The organism is Aureimonas glaciei (genome assembly GCF_014643375.1).
Taxonomy (GTDB): domain Bacteria; phylum Pseudomonadota; class Alphaproteobacteria; order Rhizobiales; family Rhizobiaceae; genus Plantimonas; species Plantimonas glaciei.
On the sequence record NZ_BMJJ01000004.1, the window covers coordinates 403850 to 417450 of the forward strand.

Sequence of the window (13601 nt, forward strand, 5' to 3'; positions counted from 1 at the left end):
GAGGACAACCGTCGATGGATATCAAGCGCAACGGATCGCAGCCCTCCGCCCCGGGCCCGTCGGATTACTTCACCGGCACGGTTCGGCTCGACGCGCCGTTCTCGGCCAGCGCTCCTGCACGGATCAGTGGTGCCACCGTGACCTTCGAGCCCGGCGCCCGCACGGCCTGGCATACGCATCCGCTCGGCCAGACGCTGATCGTGACCGCCGGCCTCGGCTGGGCGCAGCGAGAGGGCGGGGTGGTGGAGGAGATCGGGGCGGGCGACATCGTCTGGTTCGAACCGGGCGAGAAACACTGGCATGGCGCCTCGCCGGCCACCGCGATGACCCATGTCGCGATCGCCGAGTCACTCGACGGCCGGGCGGTGGACTGGCTGGAGAAGGTGACCGACGCCCAATACAGGCGCTGACCCGAAGCGTCCCGGCATGCGCAGGATGACGGGGGACGAAGGCTTGTCGCCTTCGCAGCCTGCACCCAGAGCCGGGTGAGACCCGGCAGCCGCCTGAGTCAGGGCGGTTGCAGCGCATGGGGCATGCCCATCGACTGACAAGGCTCGGGCGCCGGGCCGCGGCCCCGGCATGGGCTCGGCGCGCGCGCCGCGCCGGCGTGATCGACAACCGGCAGGGGTTAAAGAGACCGGCCGAGATCTTCCCGTCTGTCGCCGTGCCGGCCCCCGGGAGTCCGGAGGCACGGCGCGGGCGATCACTCTTCGGGCTGAGGCGCCTCGCTCGTCCCGCTCTCCTCGTCCTTCTTCACGTTTTTCGCTTCCGCCTTGGCTGCCTTCTTGGCGGCCTTGGCCTTGTCGCGCTCCTGGCGCTCGAAATCGAAATTGGGCTTTCTCGCCATCGGATCTCCTTTCGGTGAGTTCTTCGGTGTGCGTCACGGTCGGCACGTCGAGTATCGGACACGTCGCGCGATGGCCCGTCATGCGCCACGCCATGCCCCGGCGTCCAGCCCGGACGCGAATCCCTCCACCGATCGTCGATGGCTCTTTTGCCGGACCCGGGCATATGTCGGACGGCGCAAGGCGCCGCCCGGCCCCGTCTCACGTCGCCTCTGGCGATCGATCGGGGACCCGTATCCGGTCGCGTCTCTTTCGCGGCCCGGACTCGTTCTGCCGCTCATGATGCCAGAGCCGGATCATTGCGTCTGCGGGCGTTTTCCTCGATAGCGGGTTCTGAGCGCGGGCGCTACGCCCTCAGCCGGCGGCGGCTTCGAGCGCAGCCGTGCGCCGGCTGTCGGAATCCGCTCATCGCGCAGGGATATGCCTGCGCCTGCGGAAAGGCGTTCGCCGCCGGCCGCTGGGGTGCTGGTTTAATCTCGGCGGGGGAGGCGATCCGTGCGCCGAGGTGCCCGGCAGGAGACGGCAAGTCCAGGAGAAGCGGCATGGCCAAGGTCGGCACGAAATTGAAGGAGCTGCGGCGCCGAAGGGACCTCAGCGGCCGCGAGCTGGCGCTGCGCTCGGGCATTTCCCACTCGGCCATTTCGCTGATCGAGCGCGACCGGATCAGCCCCTCCGTCGACACGCTGAACGCCATCCTCGACGCGCTCGGCAGCACGCTGACCGGCTTCTTCTCCGACCTGCAGGAAAGCGCGGCCTATACGCCCTTCTACAGAGCGAGCGAGCTCGTCGAGATCGGCAAGGCCGATGCCATCTCCTACAAGATGATCGGGATGAACCACCCCAACCGGCAGCTTCTGATGCTGCACGAAACCTATGCGGTCGGGGCCGACACCGGCGAGGCCTTTGCCCACGCCTCGCAGGAGGCGGGCATGGTGCTGCGCGGCGCGGTAGAGCTGACGGTGGGGGACGAGACGACGGTGCTCGAGCCGGGCGACGCCTACTATTTCGACAGCCGGCTGCCGCACCGCTTCCGGAACGTGGCCGGCGAGAAGAGCGAGATCCTCAGCGCCATCACGCCGCCGACATACTGAGCTTTCCGGACACTATTCTCGCCACCGCGCATGTCCTCAAACGCGGCGGGGGCTGCCGAGGCGGCCGTGCTTGACCGGCGATCCCCATGCGGCCCCGCTGCTGGCTTGGGCGGACAAGCGGCTCAGACCTGCGGACATGGAGGCCGCAGGTCTGCTCCGTTCAGGCTCAGGTCGCGGACTGCTGCCGGGCCGGCCGCAGGGCTGCCGCGCGGCGGTGGCCTTCGAGTCCCTCGCTGGCGCTCTGGCGGACCGCGGCCGGGGCGACGGCGGCAACGCCCGCCGGCTCCAGCCACTGATGCGTGCAGATCTTCACATAGGAGCCGACCCAGAGGCCGCCGGTATAGCGGCCGGCGCCCATGGTCGGCAGCGTGTGGTTGGTGCCGCAGCATTTGTCGGAATAGACGACGCTGGCATTGGTGCCGATGAACAGCGAGCCGTAATTGCTGAGGCGCGGCGCGAAGGCGCGCGGGTCGAGCGTGTGGACCTGCAGGTGCTCGGCGGCGATGTGGTCGGAATAGGCGATCATGCCCGCCTCGCTGTCGCAGACGACGACTTCGCCCATGCGCCGCCATGCCTCGCCCGCGACCGCTGCCGTGGAGAGACCCGCGAGCTGGCGCTCGACTTCGGCGATGACGGCCTCGCCGAGGGCCAGATCGGTGGTGATGAGGCCGACGCGGGTGCGCACGTCGTGCTCGGCCTGGGCCAGAAGATCCGTCGCGATCATTTCCGCATCGCCCGTGGCGTCCGCGACGATGTAGATCTCGCTGGGGCCCGCCAGCTGGTCGATCCCGACCGGGCCGAAAACCTGGCGCTTGGCCTCGTTGACGAAGGCATTGCCGGGGCCGACGATCTTGTCGACGGCAGGAATGCTCTCGGTGCCGTAGGCCATGGCGGCGATCGCCTGGGCGCCGCCGATGCGGAAGATGCGGTCGGCGCCGGCGAGGTGGCAGCCGGCGATCATCGCAGGATGAGCACCCGGCGGCAGGCAGGCGATCACCTCGGCGCAGCCCGCGACCTTGGCCGGAACTATGGTCATCACCGGGGCGGACAAGAGCGGATAGCGCCCGCCGGGAACGTAGCAGCCGACGCGCCGGATCGGAATGACGCGGTGGCCGAGATGGAGGCCCGGCAGTAGCTCGACTTCCAGCGGCAGGATCGTCGCCAACTGCGCCTCGGCAAACGCGCGGACATTGGCGATGGCGAACTCTGTGTCGGCCCGGGTTTGGGGATCGAGGTCGGCGACGGCCTGAGCCCGTTCCTCGGCCGTCACCTCGAAGCTGGCGACGTCGATCTTGTCGAATTCGAGCGAGTATCGCGTGAGCGCCGCATCGCCTTCCGCCCGGACCGCCGCAATGATCGCCTTGACCGTCGTCTCCACCGCCTGGTTGTCGGCGCTGGCCGATTCCGGCGTCTTGAGCGACCGAAGGCGCGCGGTGAGATCGTTCTGGTGCGGCATGGCGGGTCCCTCGGAATGGCGATGCCGGAAGCTCTCAAACCGTACCCCGTTGCACAAGCGCCCCGGCCCAGCCGTTCAATAAAATAGACAGGGCCGGGAAAGAGGCTGCCCGATTGGCGGCAGGTGGACGCAAAAGCCCGGTTTCGGAAGTTTCGGACACGTGATGGCCCCCACGACGCGCTGCCGAAGGCAGCGTGGCCCTTTGCGCAAGGGGCAAGCGCTTCGGCAATCCATTGTCCGCATCGTTTCGGCTTGGATCTGCTTCGCGTCTTGCCCGACGAGCGCCAAGCCCTGTCAGGCGAGCTGTCGTGCAATTACGGGCAGTGGGTCGAGGAGCCGGCATGCCCGACGCTTCGGTAAGGGAAGGTGAGTATTAAGCGGCATCAATATCAGCGCATCGGGGCGCCGGGCGCCGCTTTCTTTCTCAGTCTGCTTCGGAAATGATCGGGCAATCTGTTAAGAATTTTCACCGAGCCGGATTGGGCTGTCGACTCTGCCGGTTTTTGTGCTTCACTTGCCGCATCGGGGAATTTCCAAGGGGGAGTACGCAGTGCGCAAGACCAACATCATCGGGACACTCGGCAGCGTTCTGGTCGGCAGCCTCCTGGCGCTTAGTCCGGCCGCGGCCCGCGACCTCACCGTGGTCTCCTGGGGCGGCAACTATCAGGACGCGCAGCGCGAGATCTACTTCAAGCCCTTCGCGGAAAAGTCCGGCAAGCCGGTGCTCGACGAGTCCTGGGACGGCGGCTACGGCGTGCTCGCCGCCAAGCTGCAGGCCGGCACCCCCAACTGGGACGTCGTCCAGGTCGAGACCGAGGAACTGGAGCTCGGCTGCGCCGACGGCATCTACGAGACGGTCGACTGGGAGAAGCTCGGCGGCAAGGACAAGTTCATCGATTCCGCCGTCAATGATTGCGGCGTCGGCGCCATCGTCTGGTCGACCGGCCTCAGCTACGACGCCGACAAGCTGACCACCGCCCCCACCAGCTGGGCCGACTTCTTCGACACCACGAAATTCCCGGGCAAGCGCGGCCTGCGCAAGGGCCCGAAATACTCGCTGGAATTCGCGCTCATCGCCGACGGCGTCGCGCCGGCCGAGGTCTACGAGGTCCTGGCGACCCCCGAGGGCGTCGACCGCGCCTTCGCCAAGCTCGACACCATCAAGGGCGACATCACCTGGTGGGAATCCGGCGCGCAGCCGATCCAGCTCCTGGCCTCCGGCGAGGTGGTCATGACCTCGGCCTATAACGGCCGTCTGACCGGCATCAACAAGTCCGAGGGCAAGAATTTTCAGATCGTCTGGCCCGGCAGCATCTATGCCGTCGACAGCTGGGTGGTGCTGAAGGGCTCGCCCAACAAGGACGCCGCCTTCGACTTCGTCGCCTTCGCCAGCGCGCCGGAAAACCAGTCGAAGCTGCCCGAGTTCATCGCCTATGGCCTGCCGAACAAGGAAGCCGGTGCGTCGCTGAAGCCGGAAGTCGCCGCCACCCTGCCGACCGCTCCCGCCAATCTCGACGTCGCCATTCCGCTCGATGGCGATTTCTGGGTCGACAACATCGAGGCGATGACCACGCGCTTCAATGCCTGGGTCGCTCAGTAAAGCAGGCCTGACTTGGCACCACGAATCCTGCCGCCGCCGGCTCCTGCCGGCGGCGGCATTGCAAGCGAGAGACCGCGGGTGGGCAAAGATTGACGAATTCCTTCATACACTTCCACGGCGTCTCGAAGGACTACGGCCCGATCCGGGTGATCGAGCAGCTGAACCTCGAAGTGTCCAAGGGCGAGTTTCTCTCCCTGCTGGGACCGTCCGGCTCCGGCAAGACCACCATCCTGATGATGCTTGCCGGCTTTGAGGCCCCGACCGCCGGCACCATCTGGCTCGACGGCCAGCGCATTCACGAACTGCCGCCGCACCAGCGCGGCATGGGCGTCGTGTTCCAGAACTATGCGCTCTTTCCCCATATGACGGTCGCCGAGAATGTCGCCTTTCCCCTGCAGATGCGGGGACTTCCGCGCGCCGAGATCGCCGACCGCGTCGCCAAGGCGCTCGACCGCGTGCAGCTCGCTCATCTCGGCAGCCGCAAGCCGGACCAGCTTTCCGGCGGCCAGCAGCAGCGCGTCGCGCTGACCCGCGCGCTCGTCTTCGAGCCGAAGGTGGTGCTGATGGACGAGCCGCTCGGCGCTCTCGACAAGCAGCTGCGCGAGCAGATGCAGCTGGAGATCCGGGCGCTGCACCGCCGGCTCGGACTCTCCATCGTCTTCGTCACGCACGACCAGAGCGAGGCGCTGACCATGTCGGACCGCGTCGCGATCTTCGATAAGGGCCGCATCGCGCAGATCGGCACGGCCTCCGAGGTCTACGACCGCCCCGCCAGCCAGTTCGTCTCGCAGTTCATCGGCGAGACGAACCTCGTCGCCGGCACCGTGACCGGACGCAGCGGCGGCGAGCTGTCGGTCGATCTCGGCGAGGGCATGCAGATCACCGCCGTACCGCCGGTCGCGCCGCCCGCGGAGGCCAAGGCCGTCGTCGTCTCGATCCGGCCGGAGCGGCTGGCGCTGGGTGAGGCCGCCGCCGGCCACGCCAACCGCCTCACCGCCACCGTCGACGACGTCGTCTACCAGGGCGACCATTTGCGCCTGCATCTTTCCGCCGGCCCGCTGAAGCTCGTTGCGCGCTCGGAACGCGCCGCGTCTGCGCCAACGGTCGGCAGCACCACCGCGGTCGGCTTTGCCGCGGCCGACTGCTCGGTGTTTGCCGGATGAGCCGGGAGTCTGCCGGCCGCCTTCGCGCCGCGGCGCTGGTGGCGCCGATGTTCCTTTTCCTGGCGATCTTCTTCTTCTGGCCGCTGTGGACCATGGTGTCCGTCTCGGTGCGCGACGACGCGATTTCCAGTGCGCTGCCGCTGACGGCGACGGCGATCGATGAATGGGACGGCGAGGGGGCGCCGGGCCGCGATGTCGAGATCGCGCTTCTAACCGACCTCAAGGATGCCGAGGCCAGCGTTCTCGGCCCCGCGCTCCGCCGCCTGAACAGCGAGATCGCCGGCTTCCGTTCGCTGCTCGGCAAGACCGCCAGCGCCGCCCGGGATGCCGACGACCCGGCGACCGTCGATTTCGGCGCCATCGACCCGCGCTGGGAGGATCCACGCTTCTGGGCGGCGATCGCCAACGGCACCTCGGCCTATACCGACCGCAATATCCTCGCCTCGCTCGACCTCACCCGCAATGCCGAAGGCGCGATCGAATCCCTGCCGGAGGGGAGCTCCGCCAATCGGCTGATCATCTGGCGCACTTTTGGCATCGCCGGCCTGATCACGCTCTGCACCCTGGCGATCGGCCTGCCCTATGCGATGCTCGCCGCCGCGACGACGGGCTGGAAGCGCAATGCGCTGCTCCTGGCCGTCCTGCTGCCGCTGTGGACCTCGCTCCTGGTGCGCACCGCCGCCTGGTTCATCCTGTTGCAGGACCAGGGCGTCATCAACCGCTGGCTGATCGACCTCGGCCTGATCGACGGACCGCTGCCGCTGATCTTCAACCGCGCCGGCGTGATCATCGCCATGACGCATGTGCTGCTGCCCTTCATGGTGCTGCCGATCTACAGCGTCATCTCGACCATTCCGAAATCGCTGATGCCGGCCGCCGCCTCGATGGGCGCCAGCCCCTTGCGCGCCTTCTGGCGCATCCTGTTGCCGCTCAGCGTTCCCGGCATCCTCGCCGGCTCGCTTCTCGTCTTCATGGTGGCGCTCGGCTACTACATCACCCCGGCGCTGGTCGGCGGGCCGAACGACCAGATGATCTCCTCGATCATCGCCTTCTACGCCCTGCAGACCGCCAACTGGGGCATGGCCGGGGCGCTCGGCCTGATCCTCCTGGTGGTCACCACCGTGCTCTACCTCCTCTACGGACGGCTTTCCCGCTCCGGCGCGCCGACGGTGACCTGATGCTGCGCAGCTTCCAGACCGTGTTCGGCCTCCTCGCCATGGCCTTCCTGCTGCTGCCGCTGGTGGCGATCCTGCCGCTGGCCTTCACCGACAGCATCTTTCTCAACTATCCGATCCCGGCTCTGTCGATGCGCTGGTTCGAGGAACTGGCGACGGCCGACGTCTGGCGGCTGTCGATCATCAACAGCCTCGTCATCGGCCTGTCTGCCACGCTCCTGTCGGTGGTGATCGGAACGATGGCGGCACTCGGCCTCAATGGCGCCCGGCTGCCGTTTCCGGACCTGCTGCGCACCATCTTCCTCCTGCCGATGGTGGTCCCGGCGGTGGTGCTCGGCGTCGGCCTGCAGATCTCGCTGGTGAAACTCGGTCTCGCCAACTCCTATCTCGGCGTCATCCTCGCCCACAGCGTGCTCTGCGTGCCCTTCGTCGTCGTCAGCGTCTCCACGGCGCTGCAGGGGATCGACCCGCGCATCGGGCGCGCCGCCGCCAGCCTCGGGGCTTCGCCCGCGACGGTGTTCCGCCGGGTGACGCTGCCGCTCGCCATGCCGGGCGTCGTCACGGGCGCGGTCTTCTCCTTCGCCACCTCGCTCGACGAGGTGGTGCTCACCCTCTTCGTCGCCGGCCCGAACCAGCGCACGCTGGCGCGGCAGATGTTCTCCTCGATCCGCGAGAACATCAGCCCGGCGGTGGCGGCCGCGGCCTTCCTGCTGATCATCGGCACGCTGCTCCTCGCTGGCCTCTCCGCGCTTCTGAACCGCAAGAAGCCGAAGAGCGCCGCCGCAGGCGCGCCGGAATAGGGGGCGGTCGAGGAAGAGCCGGCCGGCCGAGAGGCGCCGAGTATGGTGGCTGCCGCGGCGCGGGCACATCGCGAACGAACGGAAGGTCAAAAGCCGGGATCGTCAGGATTCAGGGCGTGGGTGGCCCCGGGGCGCTCGATCTGCTGCCGCCGAGATTTTTCATCGAGGCGGGGTCGCTACGCCCTCCGCTCGCCCCTTCCATCCGTGCTAGACAGGGGATGGTGCGAGGCTCCGGTTCGCTGGTTGGGGATGGGTGACAGAAGCATGAGCCTTGCGACGACGACGCTTCCGGACGGCCGGGATGTGCACTGCGTGAACGCCTACGAGGTCGGCTTCGGCTGGCACGAAATCGTTTCCGACGACCTCACCCAGCATGGGCTCTCCCTGCCGGGCGATGGGACCTATGTCGACGTCGGCGCCAATATCGGCCTGTTCTGCCTGCGGCTGCGGGACCTGTGTCCCGACGCGCGCATCCTGGCCTTCGAACCCATGCCTGCCGCCTTCGCCGCCCTTCGCGCCAACGCCACCGCCATGGGCGGGCCGGTAGAGGTGTTCCAGATGGCGCTCGGGGCCGAGCCCGGTCGGCTGGTCTTCGATCACTATCCGGCCATCTCCGCCCTTTCGACCGGTGATCCCGCCGTCGGCAAGACGCTGGCCGGCGGCCTGCGCGACCTCCTCTTCGGCGAGGGGGCCAGCGCCGAGATCCGTGCCATCATCGATCGCACCGGGGCGCATGACCGGCTCGACGACGCCGCCTTCATCGAGCGCCTGTTCCGCACCGAGGCCGTGACGGCGGAGGTCGACACGCTCGACAATGTCGTGGCGCGCCATGCCGTCGCAGAAATCGATCTCCTGAAGATCGACACGGAGGGGCAGGAGCGGGCCGTGCTGGACGGCATCGGGTCCGGTCTCTGGCCAAAGATCCGGCAATTGCTGGTCGAGGTGCATCGCGGACCGGAGGAGCTCGAGAGTTTTCTCGCCGAGCTCGAGGGACATGGCTACCGCTCGGTCGTCGAGAGCCATCCGATGGCGCAGGGCGGCGCGCCGGTCTTCCACATCTACGCCCATCGCTCCTGACGATCTCCTCGCCGCCCGGCGGGTTCGGTCGCTCGGCGACGGGTGCCCGGTTCGGAAACAGCGTCCGATGGGGGCATGACGGCGATCGAATTCGCCGTCAGGTTGCTCGCCAGGGGCGAACAGCGTCTGGCGAGAAGACGAATTTCGGTGTTCTATTCGTCCCATCACGCTCCGGAGTATGCGTCATGTCAGCCAGTCCAGAAATCACGGCGTCACGCGGTGTTGTCGACGCCTCGGCAGCGCTTTCCTTCGGGATCGACTGGTGGACCATGCTGTCCGATCCGGACTATCTCACCGACCCCTATCCCGAGCTGAAGCGGATCCGTGAGCTCGCGCCGATCCATTTCGACGCGGTTTCCGGCATCTACTTCGTCACGCAGTTCCGCGAATTCGGCCTGATGGCGAAGACGCCGCTGATGGGCCGCGACACCCTGTTCTGGGCCAATGGCTGGAGCAGCCCGGAGAACAAGGAGCGCGATCCGCAGACCTACGCCCTGTTCACCGAGTTCCAGCCGCAGATGATCAACGCCAATGCGCCCGATCACCGGCGGATGCGGGGCGTCTACGAAAAAGCCTTTCGGCCGGGCGACATGGCGCGCTACCTGCCGATGATCCAGGCCGAGTGCCAGCGCCTCCTGGACGCGCTTCCTTCGGACAGCCCGGTCGACTTCATGACGGCCTTCGCCAATGCCTTGCCGCATCGCATCTCGCTGCAGCTGTTCGGCATACCGATGGAGATGGACGAGCCGATCGCCCGCTGGATCGCCGCACTGAGCTGGCTCGGCAACATCGTCATGACGCCGGAGCAGAAGCGCGAAGCGCAGAAGGCCCAGAGCGAGTTCAAGGCGTTCGTCCGCGGGCACCTCGCGACGCTGAAGGACGCGCCGGGAGACGGCTTCATCGGCCTGGCCCTGGCGGCCGCAGAAGACGGCACGATGGACGAGGAGGAGACCCTCAACAACGTCGTCATGCTGATCTCGGGAAGCCGGACTACCCTGACCCTTCTCGGCAACGGGCTGCTGACGCTGCTGAAGCATCCCGCCCAGCTCGAGAAGCTGAAGGCCAGCCCCGGCCTGATGCGGTCGGCGATCGAGGAGATGCTGCGCTTCGAGCCCGGCAGCAGCATCATTCCGCGCGCCGGCATCAAGGATTTTCAGTGCGGCGGCGTGACGATTCCCGCCGGCTCGCTCGCCATCGGCCTGGTCGGCGCCATCAACCGCGATCCCCAGCTCTTCGACAATCCCGACGTCTTCGACATCACCCGGCGGCCCAATCCGCAGGCCGCCTTCGGCGGCGGTCCGCATGTCTGCATCGGCAAGGCGCTGGCCCGGATGACGGCGCAGGTCGCCTTCACCGCCCTCCTGAACCAGTTCAGCCGCATCGAGCTCGACGGGGACGCCGTCTGGTGGACCGACCGGAGCGACCAGCGCGGGCTGCAGTCCCTGCCGCTGCGACTGAAGAGAGCGTGATCGAGCTGCGCACGATCACCGGCCACACGGGAACATTCCTCGCCCCCCAGGATGAAGCCGGGAGAAGACTGCTGTGCATGAGGTGCCCGCCACCGCCGCGACCGATCCCGTTCCTCCGGCCGCCACGGTCGACTGAACTGCGGGTCTTTCATCTGCGCACGGATTACTGAAGAGATCGCCCGCCGAATCGGCTTGGATAAACGAGCCTCATTGAAAGAGAACAGCCTAGTGCGCAACATTTTAAGACGTCTATATCGACGCTCTGCACCTAATATCGTCTCGGCATCAGAAGAAATCAGCGAAAACGCTGAAGTTCGATCAGAAAGAGACAGGCTGATCGACAGCGCCAAAAGCATCGCGGAACTTGTGCGATCGGCGGGCCTGGTCGGGGGCGCATTTGTTGATGCCAGTGTTCTGAAAGCATTCCAAGCGGAAGGGTTGAGTCTCAGCTACAACCACTATTACAGCGTGATACCCGATCTCAATCACCTGCCGCAAAACCTTTGGGACGGCCAGGGATACAGCCGCGCTTGGAGCGAAATTAAAGCGGACGACTATCGTCCTCTATTGAACAGAATTCTCAACTACGTCGCAGAGATTGCGGAGACTCCATCGCGGGCCGAAACGGGTTTCTTTTGGGACAACCCGATGTTCCCTCCACTAGATGCAATCGCGTATTACGGAATTATACGGGATATCAAGCCATCCAAAGTGCTGGAAATTGGATCGGGCTATTCGACGCACCTCGCTGTCCGAGCGCTGGAGCAGAATGGACAAGGAACTGTTACTTGCGTCGAGCCTTTTCCTGAGCCATTTTTACTTGAGTTAAAGAGAGATATTTTATCGATTGATTCCAGCACGGTGCAAGATGCGCCGCTTAGTATATTCGAGAGCCTTCGATCAGGCGATATTTTGTTTATCGATACAAGTCATACAATTAAGACTGGCTCTGATGTAAATTACATTCTTTTCGAGGTGCTCCCGCGCTTAGCGAGCGGCGTATGGATCCATATCCATGATTTTTTTGCGCCGTTCGAATACCCCAAGCATTGGTTCGATGATATCGGGATCATCTGGAACGAGCAGTACGCTATTCTCGCGTTTTTGATGAACAACGATCGGTATAAGGTCGTGCTCCCGAATTATTTGGCCTCGGTCGAGAGCGAAACGGTCCTGGCCGAGCGTTTGGCCGGTTTGGACATCTGGGATATAAAGATGAACCTTGGAGGGGCTCGAGGGGCAAGTCTGTGGCTCACGAAGCTCTAGGAGCACTGTCGACGGTTGGTGGGTCTGGCGACACTGAGTTTTAAGTTGGAGCTAGATGATAAAGGTCTCGCCGCCGGCCGAGGGCGACGGGACTCGGACAGATGACCGGTACCAGGCTGTCAGAGGTAAAACTCGGACATCGTCCATAATAGGTGGCGCCGGTGGTAGACTTGCACGAAGATCTTCGCCGGACGTCCCGCGCCGGGATCGTCACCCGCCAAGGTCCTGCACGCTGGTCTCCAGTTGCCTGATGAGAAGCAGACGTATCGTTAGGGTTTCGGATTAGAACCATTAAGACCGCTTCGCGCGTATCGACCTCGCCGGCGACCCGGTCTGGTGGACGCACCGCAGCGACCAGCACGGTCTCCACAGCTTGCCGATCAGGTTGGAACACGGATGATGAACCCTGCCGCTCCCCCCGCCATCGACTGGTGGACCCTTCTCACCGATCCCGCCTACCTCGCCGACCCGCATCCGCACCTGAAGCGGATCCGCGACCTCGCCCCGGTCCATCACGATGCCGCCTCGGGCGTCTATTTCGTGCTCGGCCACGCGGCGTTCCAGGCCATGGCCCGCTCGCCGGCGATGGGACGCGACACGCGGCTGTGGACGAGCGGCTGGAGCCGGCCGGGAAGCGAGGAGCGCGATCCGCTGAGCTACGCGCTGTTCAGCGAATTCCAGCGCCAGATGGTCAACGCCAATCCGCCGGATCATCGCCGGATGCGCGACGTCTACGAAAAGGCTTTTCAGCCGACGCGGATGGCGGCGCTGCGGCCGATGATCGAGGCGGAGACCCGAGCGCTGATCGACAGCCTGCCGACGGGGGAGGTGGTCGACTTCATGACCGCCTTCGCCAATCACCTGCCGCTGCGGGTATCGCGCACCCTCTTCGAGATCCCGCCCGAGATGGACCCGCAGCTGGCGCTGTGGAACGGCGCCCTGATCAAGATCGGCGACATCCTGATGGGACCGGACCAGAAGCGCGAGGCCCTCGCAGCGCTGCGCGCCTACAAGGACTATCTGAGCGGCCACCTCAAGTCCCGCGGGGACGATGCCGGCGAGGGGTTCATCGGCCTGACACGGCAGGCTCTGGCTTCCGGCACGCTGGACGAGGAGGAGGCGCTGAACAATCTCCTCGGCCTCGTCTCCGGCAACGAGACCACGGTCAACCTCCTCGGCAACGGCCTGCTCTCGCTCCTGCGCCATCCCGCCCAGATGGAGGCGCTGCGGTCCGACCGCGGGCTGATGCGCACGGCGATCGAGGAAATGCTGCGCTTCGAGCCCAGCATCAACTTCATCCTGCGGGTGGCGATCCAGGACTATGATTGCGCCGGAACGCGCATTCCCGCCGGGGAGCTGGCGATCGGTCTGGTCGGCGCCATCAACCGGGATCCCGCGCGCTTCGAGGATCCCGGCGGGTTCGACGTGGCGCGGCAGCCCAACGCCCAGTTGATCTTCGGCGGTGGCCCGCATGTGTGCATCGGCGCCGCGCTCGCGCGGCTGGAGGCTCAGACCGCGTTCAACGCCCTGTTCGATCGCTTTCCCCGCATCGAACTCGCCGGCGATCCCGTCTGGTGGGACGATCGAACCAATCAGCGCGGCCTTCGCCATCTGCCGGTCCGGCTTGGCTGAAGACGGTTGGACGGTGGGTGGCCGCCC

Annotated in this window: 12 protein-coding genes; 10 read left to right on the plus strand and 2 right to left on the minus strand. The window is 66.0% G+C overall.

Annotated features, from left to right (window positions below; translation table 11 throughout):
* Positions 1 to 14 precede the first annotated feature (14 nt).
* Positions 15 to 410: a (R)-mandelonitrile lyase gene (locus IEX88_RS11200; protein WP_188850681.1), complete on the plus strand. Its 396-nt coding sequence runs from the start codon at positions 15 to 17 to the stop codon at positions 408 to 410.
* A 293-nt stretch (positions 411 to 703) separates the two neighbouring features.
* On the opposite strand, the gene IEX88_RS11205 is transcribed toward IEX88_RS11200, so the two are convergent.
* Entirely contained in the window at positions 704 to 847 is a 144-nt protein-coding gene (locus IEX88_RS11205) for a hypothetical protein (protein ID WP_188850682.1), read from the minus strand.
* A gap of 540 nt (positions 848 to 1387) precedes the next feature.
* Between IEX88_RS11205 and IEX88_RS11210 the strand changes: the two genes are divergently transcribed.
* The gene (locus IEX88_RS11210) at positions 1388 to 1936 is read left to right on the plus strand and encodes a cupin domain-containing protein (RefSeq protein ID WP_188850683.1); all 549 of its coding nucleotides are present in this window, start codon (positions 1388 to 1390) and stop codon (positions 1934 to 1936) included.
* A gap of 166 nt (positions 1937 to 2102) precedes the next feature.
* Here the strand turns inward: IEX88_RS11210 and hisD are convergent, their stop codons facing one another.
* On the minus strand, positions 2103 to 3392 hold the full coding sequence (gene hisD, locus IEX88_RS11215; RefSeq protein WP_188850684.1) for a histidinol dehydrogenase: 1290 nt from the start codon (positions 3390 to 3392) through the stop codon (positions 2103 to 2105).
* Positions 3393 to 3957: 565 nt separating this feature from the next.
* Between hisD and IEX88_RS11220 the strand changes: the two genes are divergently transcribed.
* The 8 genes from IEX88_RS11220 to IEX88_RS11255 all read left to right on the plus strand — a co-directional run bounded on the left by IEX88_RS11220 (position 3958) and on the right by IEX88_RS11255 (position 13574).
* Positions 3958 to 4992: an ABC transporter substrate-binding protein gene (locus IEX88_RS11220; RefSeq protein ID WP_244640084.1), complete on the plus strand. Its 1035-nt coding sequence runs from the start codon at positions 3958 to 3960 to the stop codon at positions 4990 to 4992.
* A gap of 89 nt (positions 4993 to 5081) precedes the next feature.
* Complete coding sequence (locus tag IEX88_RS11225; protein ID WP_188850686.1) at positions 5082 to 6155, plus strand: ABC transporter ATP-binding protein; 1074 nt, start codon at positions 5082 to 5084, stop codon at positions 6153 to 6155.
* A complete protein-coding gene (locus IEX88_RS11230) occupies positions 6152 to 7333 on the plus strand; it encodes an ABC transporter permease (RefSeq protein ID WP_188850687.1) in 1182 nt (393 codons plus the stop codon). The genes IEX88_RS11225 and IEX88_RS11230 overlap by 4 nt, the downstream gene beginning before the upstream one ends.
* Complete coding sequence (locus tag IEX88_RS11235) at positions 7333 to 8130, plus strand: ABC transporter permease (protein ID WP_188850688.1); 798 nt, start codon at positions 7333 to 7335, stop codon at positions 8128 to 8130. Before IEX88_RS11230 ends, IEX88_RS11235 begins: the two co-directional genes overlap by 1 nt.
* A gap of 264 nt (positions 8131 to 8394) precedes the next feature.
* Positions 8395 to 9207, plus strand: a complete 813-nt coding sequence (locus IEX88_RS11240; protein ID WP_188850689.1) for an FkbM family methyltransferase — start codon at positions 8395 to 8397, stop codon at positions 9205 to 9207.
* A gap of 185 nt (positions 9208 to 9392) precedes the next feature.
* Positions 9393 to 10676 carry a cytochrome P450 gene (locus IEX88_RS11245; RefSeq protein WP_188850690.1) on the plus strand — a complete coding sequence of 428 codons (1284 nt, stop codon included), beginning with the start codon at positions 9393 to 9395 and terminating at the stop codon, positions 10674 to 10676.
* Positions 10677 to 10886: 210 nt separating this feature from the next.
* The gene (locus IEX88_RS11250; protein ID WP_188850691.1) at positions 10887 to 11942 is read left to right on the plus strand and encodes a class I SAM-dependent methyltransferase; all 1056 of its coding nucleotides are present in this window, start codon (positions 10887 to 10889) and stop codon (positions 11940 to 11942) included.
* Positions 11943 to 12341: 399 nt separating this feature from the next.
* Positions 12342 to 13574, plus strand: coding sequence for a cytochrome P450 (locus IEX88_RS11255; RefSeq protein ID WP_188850692.1), 1233 nt, complete (start codon positions 12342 to 12344; stop codon positions 13572 to 13574).
* The last annotated feature ends 27 nt before the right edge of the window (positions 13575 to 13601 follow it).

Coding starts and splice junctions, on each gene's coding strand:
- IEX88_RS11200 (WP_188850681.1), top strand. CDS start 15: ATGGATATCAAGCGCAACGGATCGCAGCCCTCCGCCCCGGGCCCGTCG.
- IEX88_RS11205 (WP_188850682.1), bottom strand. CDS start 847: ATGGCGAGAAAGCCCAATTTCGATTTCGAGCGCCAGGAGCGCGACAAG.
- IEX88_RS11210 (WP_188850683.1), top strand. CDS start 1,388: ATGGCCAAGGTCGGCACGAAATTGAAGGAGCTGCGGCGCCGAAGGGAC.
- hisD (WP_188850684.1), bottom strand. CDS start 3,392: ATGCCGCACCAGAACGATCTCACCGCGCGCCTTCGGTCGCTCAAGACG.
- IEX88_RS11230 (WP_188850687.1), top strand. CDS start 6,152: ATGAGCCGGGAGTCTGCCGGCCGCCTTCGCGCCGCGGCGCTGGTGGCG.
- IEX88_RS11235 (WP_188850688.1), top strand. CDS start 7,333: ATGCTGCGCAGCTTCCAGACCGTGTTCGGCCTCCTCGCCATGGCCTTC.
- IEX88_RS11240 (WP_188850689.1), top strand. CDS start 8,395: ATGAGCCTTGCGACGACGACGCTTCCGGACGGCCGGGATGTGCACTGC.
- IEX88_RS11245 (WP_188850690.1), top strand. CDS start 9,393: ATGTCAGCCAGTCCAGAAATCACGGCGTCACGCGGTGTTGTCGACGCC.
- IEX88_RS11255 (WP_188850692.1), top strand. CDS start 12,342: ATGAACCCTGCCGCTCCCCCCGCCATCGACTGGTGGACCCTTCTCACC.